The sequence below is a fragment of the Isorropodon fossajaponicum endosymbiont JTNG4 genome (assembly GCF_016592615.1).
GTDB lineage: Bacteria > Pseudomonadota > Gammaproteobacteria > PS1 > Pseudothioglobaceae > Ruthia.
Window position 1 is genome coordinate 374,259 of record NZ_AP013043.1, and the last position, 24,589, is coordinate 398,847.

At 37.6% G+C, this 24,589-nt stretch carries 26 protein-coding genes, 3 tRNA genes and 2 pseudogenes; 15 read left to right on the forward strand and 16 right to left on the reverse strand.

Features of this window, described 5'->3' with window-relative positions; translation table 11 throughout:
• Positions 1 to 256: 256 nt before the first annotated feature.
• From CVFO_RS02150 to CVFO_RS02175, 6 genes are all read left to right on the forward strand, one after another.
• Positions 257 to 1,063: an adenylylsulfate reductase gene (locus tag CVFO_RS02150; protein WP_201340381.1), complete on the forward strand. Its 807-nt coding sequence runs from the start codon at positions 257 to 259 to the stop codon at positions 1,061 to 1,063.
• Positions 1,064 to 1,093: 30 nt separating this feature from the next.
• The gene (gene aprB, locus CVFO_RS02155) at positions 1,094 to 1,573 is read left to right on the forward strand and encodes an adenylyl-sulfate reductase subunit beta (RefSeq protein WP_201339978.1); all 480 of its coding nucleotides are present in this window, start codon (positions 1,094 to 1,096) and stop codon (positions 1,571 to 1,573) included.
• Entirely contained in the window at positions 1,573 to 3,456 is a 1,884-nt protein-coding gene (aprA, locus tag CVFO_RS02160) for an adenylyl-sulfate reductase subunit alpha (protein ID WP_201339980.1), read from the forward strand. Before aprB ends, aprA begins: the two co-directional genes overlap by 1 nt.
• Positions 3,457 to 3,591: 135 nt before the next feature.
• Positions 3,592 to 3,942 (forward strand): hypothetical protein, encoded by a 351-nt coding sequence (locus tag CVFO_RS02165; protein WP_201339982.1) that lies wholly within the window; start codon positions 3,592 to 3,594, stop codon positions 3,940 to 3,942.
• A 5-nt stretch (positions 3,943 to 3,947) separates the two neighbouring features.
• Entirely contained in the window at positions 3,948 to 4,454 is a 507-nt protein-coding gene (locus CVFO_RS02170) for an FKBP-type peptidyl-prolyl cis-trans isomerase (RefSeq protein ID WP_201339984.1), read from the forward strand.
• Positions 4,455 to 4,456: 2 nt separating this feature from the next.
• Positions 4,457 to 4,816 (forward strand): hypothetical protein, encoded by a 360-nt coding sequence (locus tag CVFO_RS02175; protein ID WP_201339986.1) that lies wholly within the window; start codon positions 4,457 to 4,459, stop codon positions 4,814 to 4,816.
• 176 nt (positions 4,817 to 4,992) lie between these two features.
• On the opposite strand, the gene CVFO_RS02180 is transcribed toward CVFO_RS02175, so the two are convergent.
• The 11 genes and pseudogenes from CVFO_RS02180 to CVFO_RS02225 form a co-directional block, all read right to left on the reverse strand.
• Entirely contained in the window at positions 4,993 to 6,993 is a 2,001-nt protein-coding gene (locus CVFO_RS02180) for a sodium-translocating pyrophosphatase (protein ID WP_201339988.1), read from the reverse strand.
• A 141-nt stretch (positions 6,994 to 7,134) separates the two neighbouring features.
• Positions 7,135 to 8,299 (reverse strand): annotated as a pseudogene (locus tag CVFO_RS02185) (hypothetical protein).
• A gap of 15 nt (positions 8,300 to 8,314) precedes the next feature.
• Positions 8,315 to 8,965: an adenylate kinase gene (adk, locus tag CVFO_RS02190; RefSeq protein ID WP_201339990.1), complete on the reverse strand. Its 651-nt coding sequence runs from the start codon at positions 8,963 to 8,965 to the stop codon at positions 8,315 to 8,317.
• Between the two features lie 73 nt (positions 8,966 to 9,038).
• Positions 9,039 to 10,283: a 6-phosphofructokinase gene (locus CVFO_RS02195; protein WP_201339992.1), complete on the reverse strand. Its 1,245-nt coding sequence runs from the start codon at positions 10,281 to 10,283 to the stop codon at positions 9,039 to 9,041.
• Positions 10,284 to 10,375: 92 nt separating this feature from the next.
• Positions 10,376 to 10,627, reverse strand: a complete 252-nt coding sequence (locus CVFO_RS02200; protein ID WP_201339994.1) for a hypothetical protein — start codon at positions 10,625 to 10,627, stop codon at positions 10,376 to 10,378.
• A 120-nt stretch (positions 10,628 to 10,747) separates the two neighbouring features.
• Positions 10,748 to 11,056, reverse strand: coding sequence for a nucleotidyltransferase domain-containing protein (locus CVFO_RS02205; RefSeq protein ID WP_201339996.1), 309 nt, complete (start codon positions 11,054 to 11,056; stop codon positions 10,748 to 10,750).
• A 12-nt stretch (positions 11,057 to 11,068) separates the two neighbouring features.
• Positions 11,069 to 11,542, reverse strand: a complete 474-nt coding sequence (locus CVFO_RS02210; protein ID WP_201339998.1) for a hypothetical protein — start codon at positions 11,540 to 11,542, stop codon at positions 11,069 to 11,071.
• A 101-nt stretch (positions 11,543 to 11,643) separates the two neighbouring features.
• Entirely contained in the window at positions 11,644 to 11,793 is a 150-nt protein-coding gene (locus tag CVFO_RS08740) for a hypothetical protein (RefSeq protein WP_225879300.1), read from the reverse strand.
• The gene (locus tag CVFO_RS02215; protein WP_201340000.1) at positions 11,790 to 12,119 is read right to left on the reverse strand and encodes a hypothetical protein; all 330 of its coding nucleotides are present in this window, start codon (positions 12,117 to 12,119) and stop codon (positions 11,790 to 11,792) included. The genes CVFO_RS08740 and CVFO_RS02215 overlap by 4 nt, the downstream gene beginning before the upstream one ends.
• Positions 12,116 to 12,493 (reverse strand): hypothetical protein, encoded by a 378-nt coding sequence (locus CVFO_RS08745; protein WP_225879301.1) that lies wholly within the window; start codon positions 12,491 to 12,493, stop codon positions 12,116 to 12,118. Before CVFO_RS08745 ends, CVFO_RS02215 begins: the two co-directional genes overlap by 4 nt.
• Before the next feature lie 221 nt (positions 12,494 to 12,714).
• Positions 12,715 to 13,821 (reverse strand): annotated as a pseudogene (locus tag CVFO_RS02225) (IS3 family transposase).
• Between the two features lie 173 nt (positions 13,822 to 13,994).
• Between CVFO_RS02225 and CVFO_RS02230 the strand changes: the two are divergent.
• On the forward strand, positions 13,995 to 14,360 hold the full coding sequence (locus tag CVFO_RS02230; protein WP_201339660.1) for a transposase: 366 nt from the start codon (positions 13,995 to 13,997) through the stop codon (positions 14,358 to 14,360).
• 687 nt (positions 14,361 to 15,047) lie between these two features.
• Here the strand turns inward: CVFO_RS02230 and CVFO_RS02235 are convergent.
• The 3 genes from CVFO_RS02235 to CVFO_RS02245 all read right to left on the reverse strand — a co-directional run bounded on the left by CVFO_RS02235 (position 15,048) and on the right by CVFO_RS02245 (position 18,820).
• The gene (locus CVFO_RS02235; RefSeq protein WP_201340002.1) at positions 15,048 to 16,175 is read right to left on the reverse strand and encodes a HupE/UreJ family protein; all 1,128 of its coding nucleotides are present in this window, start codon (positions 16,173 to 16,175) and stop codon (positions 15,048 to 15,050) included.
• Positions 16,176 to 16,670 (reverse strand): DUF4395 domain-containing protein, encoded by a 495-nt coding sequence (locus CVFO_RS02240; protein WP_342591025.1) that lies wholly within the window; start codon positions 16,668 to 16,670, stop codon positions 16,176 to 16,178.
• A 260-nt stretch (positions 16,671 to 16,930) separates the two neighbouring features.
• Positions 16,931 to 18,820, reverse strand: coding sequence for a 5'-nucleotidase C-terminal domain-containing protein (locus tag CVFO_RS02245; RefSeq protein WP_201340004.1), 1,890 nt, complete (start codon positions 18,818 to 18,820; stop codon positions 16,931 to 16,933).
• A gap of 219 nt (positions 18,821 to 19,039) precedes the next feature.
• On the opposite strand from CVFO_RS02245, the gene CVFO_RS02250 reads away from it, so the two are divergent.
• Together CVFO_RS02250 and CVFO_RS02255 are read left to right on the forward strand one after the other, a co-directional pair.
• On the forward strand, positions 19,040 to 20,464 hold the full coding sequence (locus CVFO_RS02250; RefSeq protein WP_201340006.1) for a UDP-N-acetylmuramoyl-L-alanyl-D-glutamate--2,6-diaminopimelate ligase: 1,425 nt from the start codon (positions 19,040 to 19,042) through the stop codon (positions 20,462 to 20,464).
• Between the two features lie 123 nt (positions 20,465 to 20,587).
• Entirely contained in the window at positions 20,588 to 21,352 is a 765-nt protein-coding gene (locus CVFO_RS02255) for a Fic family protein (RefSeq protein WP_225879302.1), read from the forward strand.
• Between the two features lie 93 nt (positions 21,353 to 21,445).
• Here the strand turns inward: CVFO_RS02255 and CVFO_RS02260 are convergent, their stop codons facing one another.
• Together CVFO_RS02260 and CVFO_RS02265 are read right to left on the reverse strand one after the other, a co-directional pair.
• On the reverse strand, positions 21,446 to 21,769 hold the full coding sequence (locus CVFO_RS02260; RefSeq protein ID WP_201340383.1) for an outer membrane beta-barrel protein: 324 nt from the start codon (positions 21,767 to 21,769) through the stop codon (positions 21,446 to 21,448).
• Positions 21,756 to 21,917, reverse strand: coding sequence for a hypothetical protein (locus CVFO_RS02265; protein WP_201340007.1), 162 nt, complete (start codon positions 21,915 to 21,917; stop codon positions 21,756 to 21,758). Before CVFO_RS02265 ends, CVFO_RS02260 begins: the two co-directional genes overlap by 14 nt.
• A 161-nt stretch (positions 21,918 to 22,078) precedes the next feature.
• On the opposite strand from CVFO_RS02265, the gene CVFO_RS08750 reads away from it, so the two are divergent.
• The 6 genes from CVFO_RS08750 to CVFO_RS02295 all read left to right on the forward strand — a co-directional run bounded on the left by CVFO_RS08750 (position 22,079) and on the right by CVFO_RS02295 (position 24,521).
• Positions 22,079 to 22,216, forward strand: a complete 138-nt coding sequence (locus tag CVFO_RS08750) for a hypothetical protein (protein ID WP_225879303.1) — start codon at positions 22,079 to 22,081, stop codon at positions 22,214 to 22,216.
• Between the two features lie 25 nt (positions 22,217 to 22,241).
• Positions 22,242 to 23,495 carry a UDP-N-acetylmuramoyl-tripeptide--D-alanyl-D-alanine ligase gene (locus tag CVFO_RS02275; protein ID WP_201340009.1) on the forward strand — a complete coding sequence of 418 codons (1,254 nt, stop codon included), beginning with the start codon at positions 22,242 to 22,244 and terminating at the stop codon, positions 23,493 to 23,495.
• 53 nt (positions 23,496 to 23,548) lie between these two features.
• Positions 23,549 to 23,626, forward strand: a tRNA-Arg gene (locus tag CVFO_RS02280).
• 36 nt (positions 23,627 to 23,662) lie between these two features.
• Positions 23,663 to 24,247 (forward strand): CDP-diacylglycerol--glycerol-3-phosphate 3-phosphatidyltransferase, encoded by a 585-nt coding sequence (gene pgsA / locus CVFO_RS02285; RefSeq protein WP_201340010.1) that lies wholly within the window; start codon positions 23,663 to 23,665, stop codon positions 24,245 to 24,247.
• Positions 24,248 to 24,299: 52 nt separating this feature from the next.
• Positions 24,300 to 24,375 (forward strand) — tRNA-Gly (locus CVFO_RS02290).
• Between the two features lie 72 nt (positions 24,376 to 24,447).
• A tRNA-Cys gene (locus CVFO_RS02295) sits at positions 24,448 to 24,521 on the forward strand.
• Positions 24,522 to 24,589: the final 68 nt, after the last annotated feature.

Here is a 24,589-nt window from a genome sequence, read left to right on the forward strand (position 1 = left end):
AGAGATACATTGCTTTATTACCATAAAGCAATAGGTTTCATTTTGAAAGTTAGCTTTATGTAAGTATAATAGGTCGGATTTTAACAAAGTGTCATCGAAACGTTAAGACAAATAAGACCAAATAAAAGAGTGCTGATTAAAAAAAATTAGCGAAATTCAGAATGAGAGTGATTTAACTTAAGGAGAAAAACCAATGATTGATATCAATTCAACACCAATTGCTAGTTTATTAGCAGAAGGTATTTCGTACGCAGACATGCAAATGTATGTCGTCATTATGATTGCCCTAGTGGTTGTTATGACGGCGCTAGATTTGCTACATAAGAAAAGTGCAACTTACTTTTTCAATGCAGCAGCAAAAGCTGAAAAAGATTTAGCTGCAGGTGATGCACCATGTTCATTAGGTAAGGAAGAAGGTAGACTTAAAGTATTAAGCGCTGGTGATAAAGTAAATATATTAGCAAGTACAATTGCAATAGACGTTGCAACAGCTGGTGAATTTAGCAATGGACTTCGTAGATTGGTACATATCCTAACCATGTGGGGTTTCACCCTCTTTAATGGTGCAACTGCAATTATTATTTTTGGTGCACAAGAAACTCAGATATTGGCACAAGTATGGAATGTTGGTGCAATCATGTTATTTATTGGTACATTTTGGTACTGGTTTGGCTTCAAAGTAGATAGCCAAGCGGAAGGTTATTCATGGACAAGAGTTGTTATTAAAAAAGACATGTTTAGTTTGTCATTAATGGCGACTTCAGTAACTGCACTAGGTTGGAACATCTTTGGTGGCGGTACTGGCGCGTGGTTTATCTTAGTTCTTTTTGCTACTGCATCCCTGTTTGGCGGTGTATATTGGTCTAAATTTTCTCATATGTTCTTCAAGCCTGTTGCTGCGTACAATAAGCGCATCATTAAAGCTAATGGCACAAATGAGAACTTGCCTCACGAGACAAGAGACGACGTGTGGCAACAAAACAGACATTCAATGGAGCTTCTAAAAGATGCACCAATGAATATGGGCCTTGGTATTAAGCGTGAAGCGCCTAAGCACTACTAAATTAATTAAATAAGAAGAGAGGAAAATAATATGCCAACTTTTGTATATATGACTCGTTGTGATGGTTGTGGACATTGTGTAGATATCTGTCCATCTAACATTATGCACATTGATGAAAAATATCGTCGTGCTTATAATATTGAACCAAGCATGTGCTGGGAGTGTTATTCATGTGTTAAAGCATGCCCACATCAGGCAATTGATGTCCGTGGTTATGCAGACTTTGCGCCATTAGGGCACAGTGTTCGCGTTATTCGTGACGAAGAGAAGGGTACCATTGCATGGAGAGTTAAGTTCCGTGACGGTCGTGTTAAGAATTTTTTATCGCCAATTACGACGCAACCATGGGGAACCAAGATTCCTGATTTCAGAAATGAGCCTGAGCCTAGTGATGACATGCGTAACTCGCAGTTGTTAGCATTTGAGCCTAAATATATTCGTATGGATGATGGCGATATTCACACGTTAGAATCTAACGGCTTGAAATTTAAACAAGGAGTGTACTACTAATGGGTATTAAAACAATTGTAGAAGACAACATTGATATTTTAGTTGTTGGTGCTGGTTTAGGTGGTACGGGTGCCGCTTATGAGGCTAGATATTGGGGTCGTAATAAAAAGATCATCATTGCAGAAAAAGCAAATATTAATCGTTCAGGTGCTGTTGCTCAAGGTCTATACGCGATTAACTGCTATATGGGCACTCGTTTCGGTGAGAACAATCCTGAAGATCACGTGCGTTATGCGCGTATGGATTTAATGGGTATGGTTCGTGAAGACTTGCTGTTTGATATGGCTCGCCATGTTGACTCCGCAGTACATAAGTTTGAAGAATGGGGTCTTCCATTAATGAAGGACCCTAAGAGAAAAGACATTGGTGCTTACATGCGCGAAGGTCGTTGGCAGATTATGATTCACGGTGAGTCATATAAGCCTATCGTTGCTGAAGCTGCAACTAAGCAAGTTGACAAAGTTTACAACCGTATTATGGTTACCCATTTGCTAATGGATGACGCACAGGAAAATCGTGTTGCTGGTGCTGTCGGTTTTAACGTACGTACTGGCAACTATCACGTGTTTAAGTCTAAGGCTACTATTGTTGGTGCTGGTGGTGCGTCTAATATCTTTAAGCCTCGTTCAGTAGGTGAAGGTATGGGTCGTGTGTGGTATGCACCATGGTCTTCTGGTTCTGCATATGGCTTACTAATTGAAGCTGGTGCGAAGATGACACAAATGGAAAACCGTATCGTTCTTGCTAGATTTAAAGATGGTTATGGCCCTGTTGGCGCATATTTCTTACACCTTAAAACTTATACTCAAAATGGTTATGGTGATGAGTATGAATCTAAATGGTTCCCAGCATTATCGAAAATGGTCGGTAAAGAATACTTAGATACAGAAGGTCAACATTTGTCTCATAAACCAATTCCAACTTGCTTGCGTAATCATGCATTTATCAGTGAGGTAAATGCTGGTCGTGGTCCAATTCACATGGTAACAATGGAAGCATTCCAAGACCCTCATTTAGAAGAAGTGGGTTGGGAGAACTTCTTAGGCATGACAGTTGGTCAGGCAGTACTTTGGGCAGCAACAGATGTTGATCCTAAATATGAAAACCCTGAATTAACAACATCTGAGCCGTATGTAATGGGCTCACATGCTACTGGTTGTGGTGCATGGTGTTCAGGTCCTGAGGATATTTCTCCTGATGAATACTTCTGGGGTTATAATCGTATGACGACGGTGGATGGTTTGTTTGGTGCAGGTGATGCTGTTGGTGGTACGCCACATGCATTCTCATCAGGCTCATTTACTGAAGGTCGTTTAGCTGCTAAGGCTGCTTGTAAGTACATTGATGATGGCAAAGCAGAAGGGATTAAAGTATCTGACAAGCAAATTGCTGATCGTAAAGCGCAAATCTTTAAACCTTTAGAGAATTATACAATTGGTCGTAATGAAATTGTTGCTGGCACAGTATCACCAAGTTACATTTTACCAATGAGTGGATTGCAACGTTTGCAAAAGCTTATGGATGAGTATTGTGGCGGTGTTACAGTTTCTTATGTAACCAACGACAAGTTGCTAAATATAGGCTTGAAGAAGTTAGCTATTTTAGAAGAAGATTTAGAGCATATTGGTGCAGAAGATCTTCATCAATTGATGCGTGGGTGGGAGTTAAAACACCGTCACCGTACTTCTGAATGTGTGACTCAGCATACCTTGTTCCGTAAAGAAACTCGCTGGCCTGGTTACTATTATCGTGGTGATGCCATGAAATTAGATGATAAAAATTGGCATGTATTGACAGTTTCTCATCGTGATCGTGTTACTGGTGAATACACACTAGAGAAGGCGCCTTGTTACCATTTAGTTGACGAGGAAGATGAAAAATAGAGATTTAGTTTAAATTTTTATTTCGATAAAAAGACTAACATTTGTATGTTGGTCTTTTTTATCTATTGTATATTTTAAGAAAGAAGGTTTTATCACCCTCAAGTGGGGTACTAAAAAGAGTGGAGTATTAGATAAATGAACATTATTGATAAAACAGATGAAGAAATTTTAGCGATTGCAAGCCCAATGTGGGATGACTTGGTTAAATATTCTAATAATAGTAATTATGGTGCTTTTAGTCGTCATTTTTCAGAGGATTTTTTGCGTGGCGCTAATGAAATTGAAATGGGTAAGCAATTTGCTCGTAGTGAACTAACTAAGGGTCTTGAAAAGGGCGCAGAATATTTAGGTATGATTCGCCGTGGTCAGCATGTGACTGTATTGTATAAGCAAACCCACTCTAAAAAAGAGGGCGAATATTTAGGAAGACTTGTGCTTGGTTATGAAGATAATGTGGTAAAGATTTTTGGCACAACAATTTTTTAAAAGTTGTGGATAATATTATTCAAGAAGCTAAATATGTTGAGCTTATCTATAAAGTCATTGATAAGAAAACCGGCAATGTCTTTTCAGAAATTGAGTATCCAGTCGGCTATGTGCACGGTGTCAACGATACACTAGGCAAAGAGGTTATTGCCGAGTTAGAAGGCAGGGGGCAAGGCGATATCATTGAGATTAACATTGATGTAGAAAAAATCTATGGATCTCGTGACGAAACTTTAGTTTTTATTGATAAAATTGAAAATGTTCCACCAGAATATCAAAAAGTTGGCACCAAAGTTATTATGGAGAATTCCAAGGGAGACCCCAAGGAGTTTTTAGTAACTAAGGTGGATGATAAAACAGTCACCATTGATGGTAATAATCCTCTTTGTGGTCGTGAAGTTAAGTTTTCGCTCGAAATTCTTCTGGTGCGTGATGCAACGGATGAAGAAATTGAAGCAGGTGGCATGATAGATAAGCAGCCAGATATGGAACAATTATTAACAATGCATTAATTATGAGTATTGACTTTTCAGAATCAGAAATAAAGACCATTCAAAGTGCGGTTGACCATCGTTGGAGGAAAGAAAAAATTGAAGTTAATTTGGCTGATATTGAAATTACCAAAGAAGGTGAGGATGAGCTAACGCTTGCTCCAGCAGTCGTTTGGGAAGATAAAAACTCAACTTTTATTATTTTAAAAATGGGTGCATTTTCCTATAAAAGTTTCTTTTATTATTTGACTGATCAGCGTTTTGATACTGGTGTTCCTGAATATAACGATTTGTACGAATGTGCGGATAAGTTATTAAAAGCGCAAGCAGATTTTATGCTCAGTAAACACACCAAAGACCTAAATTTACATATTCAAAAATAACATCTATTTAAGATTTAAAGTTAAAAAAAGACATGTTACTCATGTCTTTTTTTGTTTTAATAGTGTGAAATGTTCTGTTAATAAGCATAATAATTTCTTTTCTTTGGTTGTTTATTGCTTCAGGCATAAAAAAAGAGGAGTAAGTCACCCTCCTTTTTTAATGGATCAATTGATTATTACAAAAGAGGAATAATCATAATCGCAACAATGTTAATAATTTTAATCAGTGGATTAATAGCAGGTCCTGCTGTGTCTTTGTATGGGTCGCCCACTGTGTCACCGGTGACAGCAGCTTTGTGAGCGTCTGAGCCTTTACCGCCAAAGTGACCGTCTTCGATATATTTTTTAGCGTTGTCCCATGCACCACCACCCGTGGTCATTGAAATTGCAACAAAGATACCCGTTGCAATAGAGCCGATTAATAATCCCCCTAGCGCCTCAGCGCCTAATAATAAGCCAACGATAACTGGAAATGCAATTGGCAGAATAGAAGGTAATATCATTTCTTTAATGGCAGATTTGGTTAGCATATCAACTGCTTTAGAATAATCAGGCTTTTGCGTGTAATCCATAATGCCTGGCATTTCTCTAAATTGGCGACGAACTTCATTGACAATACCACTTGCAGCACGACCAACAGCTTCCATTGCCATTGCACCAAACAAATAAGGCACTAAACCGCCTAAGAATAAACCAATGATTACTTTATGGTTAGATAAGTCAAATGCAATGTCTTTGAATTGTTCAATAGTACGTAGTTCATTAGTAAAGTCAGCAAACAATACCAATGCTGCTAAACCAGCAGAACCAATTGCATAGCCTTTGGTTACCGCTTTGGTGGTATTACCAACAGCGTCTAGAGGGTCGGTAATGTTGCGAATTTTTTCTGGAAGGTTAGCCATTTCTGCGATGCCACCTGCATTGTCCGTAATTGGACCATAGGCATCAAGTGCGACAATAACACCTGTCATTGATAGCATAGCCGTTGCTGCAATTGCAATGGCGTATAGGCCACCCAGTTCATGCGCACCCCAAATACTCGCGCATACTGCAAATACAGGAAGGGCAGTAGATTTCATACTCAAGCCAATACCAGCAATAACGTTAGTACCATCACCTGTGAGTGATGCTTCGGCAATATGTTGCACAGGGCTATATTCAGTTGACGTGTAGTACTCTGTTACCACAACCATAACAGCTGTTAGTGCTAAACCAATAAGTGATGCGTAGAATAAATTCATGCCCATATTCATATCATTGGTGATAAAGTAAAAAGCAATTGCAGCCAGTCCTGCTGAAACGATTAAGCCTTTATATAGAGCACCCATGATAGAGCCATCATCGGAGACTTTAACAAAAAAAGTACCTACAATAGAGGCAATAATTGAAGCTGCACCTAAAGCCAAGGGGTACAAAACGGCACTATCGCCCAAGCCTAGAACACCTGCAAGCATCATAGTTGCAATAATAGTAACTGCATAAGTTTCAAATAAGTCAGCAGCCATACCTGCACAATCACCAACGTTGTCACCAACATTGTCAGCGATTACTGCAGGATTGCGTGGATCGTCTTCTGGAATACCAGCTTCAACTTTACCAACAATGTCAGCACCAACATCAGCACCTTTAGTAAAGATGCCACCACCTAAACGCGCGAAAATTGAAATGAGTGAGCCACCAAATGCAAGACCAATAAGCGCATGCAATGCGTCTTTTTGTGCAACGCCATATTCAATCATGCCAGCATAATAACCAGAAACACCTAATAGTGCCAAACCAACAACCAACATACCTGTAACAGTACCACCTTTAAAAGCAACTTGAAAAGCGGCATTCATGCCGTTATTGGCTGCTTGCGCTGTGCGAGAATTAGATTTAACTGACACGTTCATACCAATGTAGCCTGTTGCACCTGACAATACTGCGCCCACTAAAAAGCCAAGACCAACGGTAACACCTAAAAAGTAAGTAATGATAATAAGCAGCACAATACCTACCATAGCAATGGTTGAATATTGACGATCTAGGTAAGCATTTGCACCTTGTGCAATTGCGTCTGAAATTTCCTTCATTTTGTCATTACCTGCAGGTTGTTTGTTAATCCAGGTAATTGTAAACAGGCCGTATAAAACAGCGATAATTGATGCCGAAATGGCAAGGATAAGAATTGTATCCATTACTTTATTTTCTCCTTTTTAGTTGTGTGCAAATTTTCTTCAGGATTGATTATAGTTAATAACTGCCTATATAGTAAGATGATAATCTAATAATTTAATAGAACTAACTTATGTTAATTATTGATAGAGTGTTATTGAGTGCTAGTTCTCGTTCCAATATTTGGTTTTAATACCATGACCTAAATTTGCCTCAATTAAGCGAGATCTGAGTTTAAGTAGTTTTTTAATCAGGGCAGGCTCAGCTTTCTCATAACTTGAAGCATCTGAGGTGCGCTTAACCACCACGCCTAAAAGTTCTGTAATAGCATTGCCAATTGAATTTTGGGAAATGGTGACAATGAGTTTATTGTCACCATTGCGATAGATAAGCTGTTTGAATGCTGGTTGCCAGCGAATGGAGGATGAATATTTGGCATCATTAACGCATTTGTCACGCACTTTTTTAGCAGCAAATAAAAATGATTATTAAACAATAGAATTTTCTCAATTTCTTTTGGGAAGTAGGCATTATTTGGTACGCCAGAATTTCTACTGGATACTTGAGCAAAAAACTGCGATAGAAGTCTAAAAAGCCTTTTAAAACTTGATCGTACTCTTTCCAAAAATCAATATTTTTGAGACTCTCAATACCGCCTTGAATTTCCCAACTAGGCAATCCTTTTGGATATCTAGTTAGTTTAAGACTTGAGGCTTCACCAGTGATGGGCTTAAGTATTTTTAAGTCTAAAGCGGATAAAAATTCAGTGTAATATCCTGCATATAGGCAGTAAATAAGGAGTGTTGACCACCATCTGTTAAGCTAGGATTGTTAGTGTCAGCCAGTTTTGCGTGTGTAAGCGCTTCTTTATCAAAGACGATAAAGTGATTATGCAGCATTCTAATACTGGGTACACCTGCATTAACCATTGGCCAAGTGGCATCCAGTGATGCTTCGCCAGCAAGAATGAGATGCTTGTCTGGACCTGGGTAATGTTCCAACATAAAACCAATGATAATTTGGTTCATGCGATTCCATACATTTTTTGCCTTATCAGGTAATTGCGTGCGTCGCACTGGACGACCCAAAGGGTTTAGAATACTTTTGGAGGTGTTATAAATAATAGAACAATCGAATTCATTTGAATGCCCCAGAGCTTTTCGATAAAGCAGTAAATCTTCATCGTTGGTTAATAAACCGTTATTTTGGGTTAAATCTTGAAGACTTTCAGGCGAGTTAAAAAACTCGTTAGGTTTCAATCCCCTGCGGCACATCCAAAGGGATGGGGCGAAAGGGAATGTTAATTTCTCTTGGACCAAATTTAGTCATAAGAGATTAAATCACTTAGCTTAGTTGTGCGTAAACACGATCTCTAACTTCATCAAGCGTGCCTACGCCAACAGCTGCACCATATTTAGGTGCAGCGCTATCTTTATTCATCCAAGATTGATAATAATCAACCAGTGGTTGGGTTTGCTCATGATAAACCTCTAGACGTGCACGTACTGTATCTTCAGCATCGTCTACACGTTGTACTAGTTCTTCACCAGTGATATCATCAATACCTTCAACTTTAGGCGGGTTGTAGACAATGTGATAAGTGCGACCTGATGCTAAGTGAGCACGACGACCTGACATGCGTGCGATAATATCTTCATCTGGCACTTGAATTTCAACCACAAAGTCAATCTTAACGCCATCCGTTTTTAAGGCTTCTGCTTGAGCGATTGTGCGTGGAAAGCCATCAAATAAAAAGCCATTTTCACAATCATTCGTTTGAATTCTTTCTTTAACTAAGCTGATAATAATATCATCAGAAACCAAACCACCCGCATCCATGACTTTTTTAGCTTCAACACCTAATGGCGTACCTGCTTTAACAGCACCGCGTAACATATCGCCAGTTGAGATTTTAGGAATTGAATACTTTTGACAAATGTTAGTTGCTTGAGTACCTTTGCCTGCGCCCGGAGGGCCTAATAAAATTATGTTCATTTTTTCTCCTTGTCTGTTTTTAGTTAATATTTTTTAGTTAAAAATAAGGAAGCCTTGCCCCTTGTAATAAGGCTTAAATCTCGAATGGGGGTAATTTTTTATCCGCCATTATTTTTTTCATCACCACATAATCAGGCAAGCCATTTTTATATGGTGGATAGTCTTCACCTTCGATAAGTGGTTGTAAATATTCACGGCAAGCGTCGGTAATGCCAAAACCATCGTCAGAAATGTAGTTCATAGGCATCATTTTTTCAATGTTAGCGACATCTTTTAACTCACCTGAACCAATCTCCCAAGTATAAGGGTTGTTTGAGGTGCGAATAATGGCAGGCATGACTGAATTTTTGCCTTCAAGTGCCATATTAACAGCCGCTTCACCTAGTGCATAAGCTTGTTCAACATCGGATTTTGAGGCTAAGTGACGAGCAGCACGTTGCAAGTAATCTGCAACTGCCCAGTGGTATTTATAACCCAAGGCATCTTTGATTAAATTAGCAACAACAGGTGCTGCGCCACCAAGTTGTGGATGACCAAAGTCATCACGAGTACCTTGCTCTGCTAGGAAACGATCATCTGGCCATTTTGTGCCTTCGGATACAACAATTGTGCAGTAACCAAATTCTTTGACATTTTTGTCAACTTTAGCTAAGAATTTCTTTTCATCAAAATCAACTTCTGGGAATAAAATCACCACAGGAATTGAATCATCAACCAAACCACCTGCTGCTGCAATCCAACCCGCATGACGACCCATCACTTCAAGAACGAAAATTTTAGTTGAGGTTGCTGCCATTGAGGCGACGTCAAAACTAGCCTCCATAGTAGAAACAGCAATATATTTAGCAACCGAGCCAAACCCTGGGCAATTATCTGTAATTGGTAAGTCGTTATCCACTGTTTTAGGCACATGAATGACTTGAATTGGGTAGCCCATTGATTCAGATAATTGAGAAACCTTTAGGCAAGTATCTGCTGAATCGCCACCGCCATTGTAAAAGAAATAACCAATATTATGCGCTTTAAAGACTTCGATTAATCTTTCGTATTCTGCCTTGTTGGCTTCTAAAGATTTCATCTTATAACGACAAGAGCCAAAGCCACCAGAAGGCGTATGTTTTAAGGCTTTAATATCAGCATTAGATTCTTTTGATGTGTCAATTAAATTTTCAGTTAACGCGCCAATGATGCCGTTTTGACCTGCATATACCGTACCGATTTTATCTGGATGTTTGCGTGCTGTTTCAATCACGCCACAAGCTGATGCATTAATCACAGCAGTCACGCCACCTGATTGTGCATAAAAAGCATTTTTCATAATTAGTTTCCTAAAATAACAAACTAATAATTATACTTTATAAACTAATTATGATTTTTCTAAAATGTGTTTAAGGTTTGTAAAGCCTTGGCTTAGTTCAAAGGAAATTTTTTTAGCCAACAACAAGTGTTCAAGTAATTAAACGGCGTCATCCATATATTCGTGTACCAGTTTATTGCCAATAGACGCATGTCTACCCAATTGTCAGTATTATTAATAATATTAAGCCGCTCTAATCGATGTAGATTATCAATCGCCGTTTTTTGGATTTCGCCAGATTGCTTGAGGAAAAGTGGTAATAATTTATCCACAAACATGTCTTGCATGCGTGAAAATTTAGACACAAAAGATTCTAACCTGTCAATGCCCTTAGGCGTTTTCTAACCACTTAGTATTTAAATTATCTTGCAAGAATAAGCGTCCAACTACGCCTTTTACTAACAAATCTTCCTTGTCAAGAAGAATCATAATTTGGTTAATTCTATCCCTGTTTTAAGCGCTTGTTGTTGAATGGCATTTGGTATTTGATTTGGCTCTAGGGTGATAATGTCAATTTTTTGAACGCCCAATTGTTTTTGTAAAAGCGTATTAAAACGCAATACTTTACGCGTTAAATGTGTGGTTTTTTCACTAAATTCTAACAATAAATCAATATCACCACCTTTAAGGTTGTCATCTATTCTTGAGTCAAATAATCTAACTGTTGCTTGATGATTAAAATGTTTTTTTAGTAGTTTGTTTAATGATATTTTTTTGTAAATCAGTGAACCCATATGCTAAATTTATTAATTAGTTGGACATATGCTTCGATAAATACTGTTGCTATTGTCGATATCTGTTGCTTGTGAATTATAACAAGTAATGCCGCCAGATACTGATTTATTAAAAGTACCAGGGTCTGCAACAATGTTGCTATTTTCAGCAAAATAAGAACTGTAAGTGCTTACGAATAAACCACCATCAATAACTGTATTGCTGCCTGTATACATATGAGAGCTGTTATTTAATTGAACATTCATAACAATTGTACCACCAACCTCAAAATCTAGATTAGAATTGCTCTCAACTTGGATTTGTCCAGTTTCACCTTGTGGCGGTTGAATCACGACGCTATTAACTATGCTGTTATTATCATCCCAAGTATCGACTTCAAATGACGAATTTCCATCAATATCAATCTTTTTTGAGGTGACCAAAATTGCATTAGCATCAATACCGCTTAAACTCATAGAAGAGCCTGCACAAACTTCAATTTTCACAAACCTCTAAATTACCATTAATACGATTATTTGAACAGTCTGCACTACGTTTTATTTGCTCAAATGAAGCGTTTAGATACACGCCAAGATTACTACTTGTGTTATTTTTGCCTTGTTAAAGATACCGAAGTATTGCCAAACACAATTAAACCAGAATCACCATCATTGCTTGATGCAAAATTCAACGTGTTTGTTAAATTCTTTTTGTACCAAGCCAACTGGATTAGTTGCGTTAAAGTTGTAACTTTCACTTTGCTGCACTGCTAAATCCACTTGCATCGCCAGTAACTGTATCTACGCCATCATCAGGATTGCCTCGAATGGTGAGGCTTTTATGCAGGTAGATATCGTCGGTACAAGTGCCAGAGATTTCAATAATAACCTTGCCGTGTAAGGGCGATCTTTTAATCGCTTGTTGTAAAGAGCCAGTACTACAGTTAACATAAATGATTGGGTTATCCGCTATAGTAAATGTTGGGCTTGAACCACCACTATTTTCTAGAGTGCTGATGCGACTGCCATAATCTATCGAGTGTACTGCCAATATTACCAAAACTTGTTGCAATGTCGTTATCACCCCCCTAAACTTTTAACACTCGCTTCTAAAGTAGTGAGACGACCATTGTTAGTGTTGATGTCGTCACTATTAGTACCGACACTGGTGTTATTGTTGCCAATGTTTGTACTGTTGGTGTTAATGTTACCAGTATTGGTAGTAATGGCTCCATCAGTAGCATCAAATACACCATCGCCATCACAGTCTCTTAGTAGTGCGCAAGAAACAGAATCTGCATTTGTACCAGTATCAGTATCAGTATTATCGCCCACGCCGTCGTTATCAGTATCGAGTTGTTCACTACTGTCTAATGGAAATGCATCCTTATTATCTAAGGTGCCATCACCGTCATCATCGGTATCAGCATTATTACCCACCATTATTATCAGTGTCAACTTGCTTATTTTTATCTAGTGGAAAAGCATCATTAGCATTGAGCGTACCATCATTGTCTAAATCAGGATTAGTTTGTGCAGGGGCATCGTAACTTCTATCGTTGCTAAATTAGCTGTATTTGTGGTCGTTTCATCCTTCAGAATTTGATTGACCTCTTTAACTGTCTTGGTAGTATTTGGAATAGACAAGGTTGCAATGCTCTAACCTACTTGGACACATTTCAAGCCGCTTTTTTCAATTCAGCCATCTTTTGAGCAGGTGTTAAATACCCAATCGCTGAATGAATCCTTTTGTAATTATACAAGTAGATATAACCCTCTACATTTTGCACGACTTCACTATGATTTGCAAAACTTTGATAATTTAATCTCTCAGTCTTCAGACTTCTAAAGAAACGCTCCATGACCGCATTATCCCAACAATTACCTCGCCTGCTCATGCTTTGAGTAATGTTGTTCTTGTTGCAATAATCAATAAAAACTTTAGAAGAGTATTGAGTCCCTTGATCAGAGTGGAACATGTGTTTATTTGTATTGGGCTGGTGTCTAGACACAGCATTACTAAGCGCATCCTTTGCCAACTGAGCATTAGGCTGTTTTGACAATGCCCAACCAACAACTTGTCTTGAGCCTAAATCCAACACACTGGCTAAATAACTCCCACCTTGATAGGTTTTGATATAGGTAATATCACCAACCCAATGCGTATTAATTGATTGCTGCTCAAACACACGATTTAATAGGTTTTTTGCCTTTTTAAACATCAATCTAGTATTAGGGTAATAATGACGCTTTCTTGGGCGTATGGCAACTACATTGGCTTTTTTCATTAGCGTTGCAGTTTGGTAAATACCAATGTTATAACCTTGGTTATTCAAAACTACTCGCATTCTGCGTTTGCCATAGGTGTATCCAACTTCAATAGCAGTTTGTTTGATTAATTTAATCATAGCGTTGGTGTTGTTGTTTACTCGCTTATCTTTGACTTGATAGTAATAACTACTGCGAGGAAGTTTGAGTAATGCTCATAATTCTTTAGTATTGTATTGTTGGCAAGCCTTGTTTATCTTGATAATCATATCACTTGGTGATTGTCCACAGCGAACAAGGCTGTTGCCTTTTTTAAGATTTCATTGTCCCTTTGTGCGCGCCAAAGTTGTTTCTCAAGCAGTTGTATTGTTTGTTGTTCAGAAGTCAGCGCTTTGCCTGACTCTGGTGTTTGTCCACCAAGCTCTGCTAGGTATTGTTTTCTCCATCTGCTAACTGCTGAGGAGCAAGCTCCTGATATTATCATGATTTTTTTTATTGGTGTAATTCTCATGCACCATGAGTTTGGCATAATCTAGTGTTCCCCCCTCAAGGGGGTATTGAACAGAATGTTCAACGGTAAAAGTCACTCGTTGTTTTCTTGATTTATATTGTGTCATTACTGACCTCCTTATGGTTTGTATTATAAGGCTATCTTTGTGTCCAATAAAATTAGACTATTGCAGTATGGTATGTGCTATTTCAGGTTGTTGTGGGTAATTCGCTAACTTTAGAGACTCGTGAGGTGTTCTATACTCCAGCTCATTATACGGGTTTGTGGGATATGCGATTAAATCTTAGGAAATCTGAGAGTTTAATTACTAAACAACAGAAACAACAGAACAAGCAACACTCATCGATTCGTTATATTGTTGAGCGAACCTTTGGTTTGCTCAAGCTTCATCATGGTTTAGGCAAGGTAAGATACCTTGGTTTAGAAAGAAATAAAACCAGGGCTCAGTTAATTGCCATGAGTCACAACTTGAAAGACTGGCATGAATATATTCAAACGAATGCAAAGCCTGAGGGGTTGTTGTGTTTAAAGGTTGGAATGGTGTAAAAAATAAGAAAAATAAATGCTAAAAGCATCTATTTAAAAGGTGGTTTGTTAGATTTTTATGCAAAGATGAGAAAATCTGGTAAATTTTTTAGAAAAAATAAAAAGAATGGAATTTTGGAGAGGGAATTATGAATTACGCAAAGGTCTCTCTTTATAAAACTCCTAAGTTTAATAATTTTAATATTATTGTTGGTTTTTCAAATAATTCGAAAGATGATATTAACAAGACGCACAAGTTACTTGTAGTCAAATATACTGATAAAAATTATGGGTTTTCACTTGGAGGTGGTAAAAGTTCAAAAAGAAATGAAAAGGGTATAACCGGCTTGGTATACAACAGAAAATAATACTACATTTAATATTTTGACCTTTGTAGATAATGAGAATTCCATCAAAACAAAATATAATGGTATTGGCTTGAATTATCAAATTGATAAAAAAGCAATATAACATTCGCCATTCAAAAAGAGTCAGGGGAAATCTCGCACAGAAAAAAGCCTGGGTTATGGTTATGATTTATTTAAAGAAGTTCGTTTTGTTGCAGAAGCAATTAAACTTGATAAAGATAACAATGAAAACGACCGCTACGGCCTTGGTTTAACGTTTGAATTTTGAGTTAAATTCTTTTTTTTAATAAAAAAGCATCATGGTAAAAGAATGCTAGAAATAGAATAGGTGATAGAAATGTTAACCAGTAATTCGTTCTATGCCCCACCAAATTCCAATTAAAGAAATAACAATTGAAGTTGGGATAATGACTATTTTTTTATAATTTAAATTCAGTGATTTTATGAAAAATAAAAGTAATACTACACCTGATACAATCACAATTTGTGCCAATTCAACACCGATATTAAAACTGATTAATGTGGTTAAAAAGTTGTCTGACGACATTTTAAAACTTTTTAACATACTGGAAAAACCTAGACCATGCACAAGTCCAAATAAGAATACAATGATACTTTTTCGCTTGATAGACTGGTTGGGTAATAAATTTTCAATTGCCACATAAGCAATTGAAAAGGCAATCAGTGGTTCAATAATTCGCCCTGATATTTCTACAATACCAAGCATTGCCAAACCCAATGTTAAAGTGTGTGCTAGCGTAAAAGCGCTGACTAATAATAACAATCGTCGCCACATCAATGAAGATAATGCCATGCCAATAATAAATAGAATATGATCCCAGCCTAATGGCATAACGTGGTCAAAGCCAATACTTACAAATTGTAGCATCCTTTGCATGGTTGTTATTGGTTCTGGATGGTTAATATCAATCACACCACTTGTCGCACCATTACGCAACCAATGCCACTGACTCCAATTATATTCACCCTCTTCATATATTTGATAACGCAATGCGCTATCCCCATAGGCTTTATTGTATTGCCACGACAGAGTCTTTGGCCACTTTCTCAGTTGGGTTGAGTAAGTTAATAGGGTTTTTCTAGGTCTTTTCTTATAGCCCACAATATCAATCTTTGCTGAAGTCAGTGTTAGCTGTTGAGGTCTTTCATTGATTGTTAATAAAATATAATTCAGAAACTCAGTTTCAAAAGCCTTGAATTGCTCTCTCAAATCATCTGCTGTTAATGAACGAAGTGTATCGTATTGTGCTGAGTTTGGTGCGTCTGTAGTATTTTTATATTGAGTGCCAATGCCAGTTATTAAAGCTTCAAGACTTAAATCAATCACAATGTTGACTTTTTTATCAGGATAGATTGAGATTTCCACCAAAGCAGGCTTGACCACATCTGCTATTGACACACCGATTAACAGCCAAAATAAGGCGATGACCTTAATCAAATACGGCATTTATTTTTTATTTTTCTTATCTAGACGCTGTTGTTTTTTGCGCTTAACCTCATCCCAATCAATATTCTCACAAGCCTCACAGTGGCGGTTGACAATGCCTATTTTAACCAACAGCGCATAGATTTTACAACCGGCACAAAAACCCACAATTGCCTCTAGCCACATAAATAACAAGCATATCCACACTAAGTTAAGCGCCAACCAGGAAGGCACATAATTTTCATCAACAGGAATATTAGTGCCTAATAAATTGTTAACCCAAAGTGCAACTGCGTCTGGATTAAAAAAGACAATACACACAGAAATGAAACTCGCCCCTATTATCCAAGCACAACGCTTAGGACCGATAGGCTTCCATTCAGGCTTTCTACCAATCACTAAAAAACTGACTAATAAAATCGTGGGAGAAAATCGTGCGCCAATAGTTGACATACCTAGTAGCATTTCAATCAAAGCATAAACCAGCAATTTGGTTTGAAAAGAATAGTCAAACACTCTTTTTGTTACCTCTACTTGATAAATAATATGATCGTCCTAATCGGTTTCAAAGGTGTCCACTGAGGTGGTATTGAGTACCGCATCAATCAAAGTGAAGATCATATAAATCGGGATAATCAACAAAATACCTACACGAACACGTACGCAGTATCATTAATATGTATAGGATTCTCGCCTAGGTCGCGAAACCAAAGATTTTTAATGGTATTTTTTAGTTTATCTAACACGCTAAGACTATAATAATATTTATTGAAAATTTAAATCAGTTTGCCATCATAGTTTTCAATACCAGGGTTGTTGTTTACGCCCTTAATGGTCGGATGATTAACTTTAGTCAAATTAAGATGCTTTTGTTTGCGTAAATAATCTGCTGCCACATCCCACATTAAACGACCATTGCCAACACTGCCTACCTGTGCCCAACCTGATACTTTATAAGATTTATTCGGATCAATAGGTGTGCCCTCATCATCTTTCATATTGCTAATACGCTGACCAAGACCTAAAGCTGGGTCAATCGTATAATCCATACCACCCATGCGCACCATATCGCCACCTGACTGTAAATATGGGTCTTGTACAAATAAGTTCTCAGCAATACCTTCTAAGATTTCTTTAAGTTGTGAGCCTTTTAACTCATTCACGTAAGTTTCACCATAAGTCATTGAAGTGTTGGTCATTAAATCTTCCATTGTTACGTCGTGCCCTGCTGGTACGCTGGTACCCCAACGAACACCTGCTGACATAGCAAAGTCTGCATCGTGCTCTTCACGTAGTGAATTAACCAGCACTTGATCCCAAGTACCCATAAAATTACCACGACGATATAGAGTTTGCTCGGTGGTGCATAATTTTTCCGTCAAAATTGCATCATAGGTTTTACCAACGCGATCAGGGTTGTTTGACATCTTAGCACTACGTGCTTCGACCACATCTTTGTCATATTTAGTAGTACGCATTTTATTAATAAACGACACCATGGCTGCATCAGGCTTAATAAAGTCAGTCAAAATAGGCAACATTTTGTATTCATAGCCTATAACCTTATGGTCTTTAATGTTCAAATCCATGACGCCAATATACTTACCCGAACAGCCTGCATTAGTAACAACAGTAACGCCACCTGCATTTTTAACCTCAACTGGCGTAGGCATACCATCATGCGTATGACCACCAAAAATTGCATCAATACCACTAATACGTGATGCCATTTTGATATCAACATCCATACCATTATGCGAAATTATAATAATGGCATCTGGTTTTTCATTTTTACGAATATCAGCAACCAACTCGCTCATTTCATCCTCACGTAAACCAAACGACCAATCTGGAAAGAAATATTTTTTCGGATTGGCATTTGATGTTCTTGGAAAAGCTTGACCAATCACTGCAATACGATGACCACCAACATTTTTAATCGCATAAGGCTTGAATGGCAGCCCCTCATCCTCATCAAACAGACCGTTACCGCCATACTTTTCAGTCATGGTGATGTACTCATCACCCATTAATGCATCTTCTATAATGCGTACATTTTGACCTAAAAAGTCACCTTTAAAAAAGCCAATGTTTTTTAGTGTTTCTTCTTCTTTATAAGTAAACTCCCAATGGCCAACCATAACATCTACCCCTAGAATATTACAAGCTTCAACCATATCAGCACCACGCGTCCAAAGTGACGTGCCTGAGCCTTGCCAGGTATCGCCACCATCTAAGGTGAGTGTATTTTGTATGCCACCTGCGCTTTCACGCAATGAATCTAGCACGGTTTTAATTTGACCAAAACCACCTGTCTTGCCGTATTTAGCTGCTAACTCTTCAAAGTTGTTGTAAGTAAAAGCATAAGCATCAGCTGAACCTGCCTTAACGCCAATTTGCTTAAGTAGTTTGTTGCCCACAACATGTGGCAATTGCCCAAAGGTAGGACCAAAACCTAGATTAATATTAGGCTCACGAAAATAATTAGGGAGTAAGTTACCATGAGTATCAGTGATATGCAAAATACGGGCATTGCCTGTTTTTGCCACCTCGTATCTATTGTCTTGAGAAGACAACTTATCTGCATCATTCCCACAACCACTAATCAAACCTGCTGCCGAACCAGCACCCAATACTTTAATAAAATCTCTACGTGTTAACGCCATAACCCCCCAGAAAACTATTTGTTAAAAAAATAACATAAAATTCTAACTGATTTTTTCACCTAAAAAGATACACTAAAAAATAACACCTTTGTTTAAAATCAAGAAAAAAACACCAGAGTTAGTGTGGAGTATAACGAAAAGTGTGCAATTTAAAAATAGTTTTATAAAAAATATTTACAGTGTCGCTATATAACTTGTAAAAAATCTTATAATACCGGTATGAATATTGCCCAGCTTTTAGCCAACATTGTACAAACTAAAATAGACATAGAGATAAAAGGTCTGTGTCTTAATACTCAAAGCGCACAACCTGGCGATTTGTTTATCGTCCTCCAAGGAGAATCGGCACACGGTGCTGATTATATCAGCCAAGCGATTGACAAAGGCTGCGTTGCTATATTAGTTGACTCAAAAGAGATAGAATGCGCCATCCAATCTATTTGCATTGACAACTTATCTCAATATTTACAAACACTGGCAAGCACTTTTTATAGCAATGCCACAAAAGTTAATATCACAGGTATTACAGGCACAAATGGCAAAACTTCTGTCGCCCACTTTGTCTCGCAATTACTAACCAAACTTGGGGTTAAAAATGGCTTGATTGGCACTTTGGGTATCACTCATAGTCAGCAGTCGTCCCTTAATACAACGCCGGATATTTTAACGCTTTACCGAACATTAGATAATTACTATCAGGACAATATCCACCACGCCGTACTTGAAGTTTCTTCGCATGCACTCGCTCAAGATAGAATTGCTGGACTGACTATTAAACAAGCAATATTTACCAATCTTACTCAAGATCATCTTGATTATCATCACACACTTGATGAATATCAAGCAAGCAAGCAAAAATTATTCGCTCTTGATTGTGTTGAATCCGTTATTCTTAATCAAGATGATAGTCATTACAAACATTTTCTAAATGCTGCTAAAGGCAAAAAACAAATCAGCTACTCTCTAAGTGATTTTGACTCAGTCAAAATCATTGAACAAGGCTTTTTAGTACAATTAGACCATTATGTTTTTGAAATCCCATTTTTAGGTGAATTTAATTTGCTGAACGTTTTAGCAGCATTAAGCAGTGTTGAAACGCTTGGATTTAAACGCGATGATATTATTCCGCTACTTCATCAACTATCGCCACCACCCGGTAGAATGCAGAAAATTGACCCTCATCTTACTTGGATAGACTACGCCCACACACCCGATGCCATTGAGAACGCCATCAGCACTTTGCAAAAACACTATCCAAACTTTAAAATTCGCATTGTCTTTGGCTGTGGTGGTAATCGAGATAAAGACAAACGCGCAAAAATGGGCAAGATTGCCTCAAAACTAGCAGATACCATTATTTTAACCAACGACAATCCTAGGTCTGAAAACCCAAAAGCTATTATTGAGGACATCTTAAGTGGTATTGACGATAGTTATGAATTAGACATTATTGAAGACAGACAGTTCGCCATTGAAACAGCTGTTATCACTTTGGGTGAAAACGAATGTCTACTCATTGCCGGGAAAGGTCATGAAACTACCCAGACATTCAAAGACAAAACCATTGAATTAAACGACAAAGACATTGTTCTCACTGCAATTATTGAAGGCAACAGATTAAAAAAGATAAAAAACAGACAATAAAGCCAAACAAATAACATTTGTCTTTTTTTATTTAACTGTTATTCTAATTATGGCAAAACCTTTGAAAATATCCAGCGTCTACGCAAACGCTATTACCAAGCCTATCAAGGCAAGCAAGCCTTATTGGATTTAATTTCAGAAACCGAGGTTGGAGAGCAAGTTTATAACTCAAACGCCATCGAAAACTCCACACTAACTCTAGGTGACACCGAAAAAGTTTTATTACAAATTGATTTAGATAAATATATTTCTGAGCGAGAATTATTTGAGGCAAAAAATCTTGCTAGAGTGGTGAACTATCTTAACAAAAAAGCCACACAATCAGAACTCACTTTGGAGGTTATTTTATTATTACATCAAATGTTGCTGGCTAACATTAATGATAGTTTTGCTGGTAAATGGCGAAATAAAGACGAATGGGTAAAAGTCGGTAACTATATTGCCATTGCTCCTGAGCAAATTATCGATAAATTACACAAAGTGTTGACGGATTATTTTGCGACAAATAACGAACATATCATTAAACGCATCGCTTTATTGCATTTACAATTTGAGCAAATTCATCCCTTTGTTGATGGTAATGGACGCATTGGCAGAGCGCTAAATAATTACTTACTGATACGTGATGGCTTTGTGCCGATTAACATTAAGTTTATTGATAGAGCGGATTATTACACTACCTTTAATGAATTTAACGAGACTGGCAAAACCAAAATTATGGAAAGCATTATCGGTAAAGCACTCACTAATAGTTACCACAAGCGCCTGACATATTTAGAGGGCAAAGAGATTGTCTCTCTAGTAGATTATGGCAAAATATCACACTCTAACCTTATCAACAAAGCCAAACGCCAAACCACTGAAGCCTTTTCAGAAAAAGGTAAATAGAAAACTGCTGACAAAAACAACCAATAAACCGCGCTTATCAGTTTGACAATATTATAGTAATATCCATAAAAAGCCCCATTTTTCACAGGGCTTTTAATAAAAAGCATTAATTTTACCGTCTACACCAACACCATAAAACACATCAGTCCCATCCGTTTTTGCTGATACGCTAGTATTGTTATTTATAGCAGTAATATCCCAAGAATGAGCACCTAACTTAACAAAGGGTGAAAAATCTGATTGTGGATTAAAATGATACAAGCCAGCCACACCAATACTACTGCCAGACATTGCTACTACTGTAGCAACATTATTTTCCGTTATATTTTCTTTAGCAAAATCAGCATATTGTAATTCAATAGCTATACTATCGCTTAAACGTTTTCCAATTAACGCCCTGTAATTATTTTTTTTTATACTTTAAAGCGTAGTTTGTTCCGCTAATATTAACACTACTTTTTGATGTTGTTTCATTAAACCCAATGCCAAAATATAAATCACTTTGTGCATATACTGACGAAGATAGTAAGCCTGCCAATACTAATATTTTTATCTTATTTTTCATCTTTTCTCCTATTATTGTATTAATAAAAAACTACTATAGTAAATATTACTATAGAGATTTTTGTTGGATATAAACATTAGCAAAGCATACTTAACTATTGGAAAAAATGTTAAAAAACAACGCATAAAAAAGGCATACCACAATTAGCACTGGCATTAGAAATGGGGTATGAATCTGTTAGTATCGTTTCTATGTCTGAAGTTGGTGCAAGAGATAAGCACTTTAATATTGAACATTTGTTAAAAATTTCTAAAATTTTGCAAATAGACGTTTGTTGTTTCTTTGAAGACGTTTTATAATGGAACAAACTAATCACAAACCCTCATGCTACAAACTACCACAAACACCATTGCCCAAGTATTAAAAACAGATTGTGCTACCGATGTTGAATTTAAAGGTGTTTGTACCGACACTCGTAAACGCATGGATGGTGCACTGTTTTTAGCCTTAGTTGGTGATAACTTTGATGCGCATGACTATATTGACCAAGCACAACAGATGGGCGCAGTGGCAATTATTGCTAGCAAATCTGTAGACAGTCAACTGCCAACATTGGTGGTGGATGACACACAAATTGCACTGAGTACAATTGCCAGTTGGCATCTTAGAAACATCAAACCTATTGTGGTTGCTATTACAGGTAGTAACGGTAAAACCACCACCAAAAACATGCTAGCAAATATCTTAAATTTGCAAGCGCCAACGCTAAAAACTCAAGGTAATTTAAATAACCATCTGGGCGTGCCAATGACCTTATTAACACTGGAAGAGCAACACCAATATGCAGTGATTGAAATGGGGGCTAACCATTTGGGAGAAATTGCACATCTTTGTTCCTTAGTTAATCCTGATATTGCCCTTGTGACCAATACGCTTGATGCACATATTGGTGAGTTTGGCGGGTTTGATAATTTAGTCAAAGCCAAAAGTGAGATTTACTCAAATAACTCGCAAAACATTGTTAATACTCAAAGCACTTTTATGGGTGATGTTAGTTTTGGTAAAGGTGGTGATATTTTTGCTAGCAAACTTGTTAATAACAAATTTGATTTAAATATTCATCAGCAAAAAATATCAGTCACACTTAACCTGATTGGTGCGCATAACATTGAAAATGCCTTGGCAGCTAGCGCCTGTGCTTATGCACTAGGGATTGATATTAATCTAATCAAGCAAGGTTTGGAAGCGACGAAGGCAGAACATGGCAGATTAGAAATTATCAACACCAAAAAATTTAGAATCATTGATGATACTTACAATGCCAATCCACATTCTACAACTGCCGCCCTTAAAGTGCTACAAAATTTTTCTGGAGAAAAAATTGTCGTACTCGGTGCTATGGGAGAATTAGGCAGTGATTCGGAAGCACTCCACCTTAAAATCGGACAGCTAGCCAAAAAATCTGTCGATACTCTTTATAGCTATGGCAAGACAGCGAAGCACTACTGTGGTATTCACTTTGACAGCAAACAGCAATTGGCCAACCACCTGTTAGCCAACCATGCCAACGCTACTGTACTAATAAAAGGCTCTAGAATGGCAAAGTTGGATGAGTTGGTTGATTTACTAAAAAAATAAACTCAATTGACCTTGACCTTTAATGCAAATATAGCGATAATAACGCTCTTGATGCGCTCGTGGCTCAATTTGGATAGAGTACTCGGCTACGAACCGAGCGGTTGCAGGTTCGACTCCCGCCGAGCGCACCATATATATTTTTCAACACTTGTCATAACAACCAACCTATGACCACAATTCCAAACATTCTAACCCTGTCAAGAATTTTTCTAATTCCAGTGTTTGTAAGTTTGTATTATTTTCAGCCCGCCTACTCTACAACACCTGTGTTTACTTGGATTAATTTCTTGCTTACAAGCACTTACGCACTCATTAGTGCAACGGATTATTTTGATGGCTACCTAGCAAGAAAGCTTAATATGACCTCACAACTTGGCGCTTTTTTAGACCCTGTTGCGGATAAACTCATGGTCTCCACTGCGCTCATCCTTTTAGTGGACTTCTACCCAACTGACACACATTGGTATATTAGCGTTTGTGCGCTTATTATTATTTCACGTGAAATTCTAGTCTCGGCACTTAGAGAATGGATGGGAACTATTGGACAAAGATCAAATGTCAGTGTTTCCTGGATGGGCAAAGTGAAAACTTTTGTACAAATATTTGCCATTTTATTTTTGTTGTACCAGCAACCTTTTTTTGGACTGCAAAGTTTTGAAATTGGTGTTGTTTTATTATTAGTGGCAACTTTTTTAACCTTATGGTCTGGGTTTATCTATCTAAAAGAAGGACGCAAAACTTTTAATAATTAATGCTAAATCTAACTTGACTATTATCTAAAAAACACTATAATTCATCACCTATGCGGGAATAGCTCAGCTGGTAGAGCATCACGTTGCCAACGTGAATGTCGCGAGTTCGAGTCTCGTTTCCCGCTCCAAATTTAAAGGCTTTTTTCCAAAAAAAGGATGAGTACAGGTCTTTTTATTATCGCCTTTGCAAGTGTTAACATGGCTGGGTAGCAAAGCGGTTATGCAGGGGCCTGCAAAGCCTTACAGACCGGTTCGACTCCGGTCCCAGCCTCCAACAAACACCTCATTTGATTTTTTTATTCTAAATCAAGTATTACACAGTCCAATCCTGCTTAACCCAAA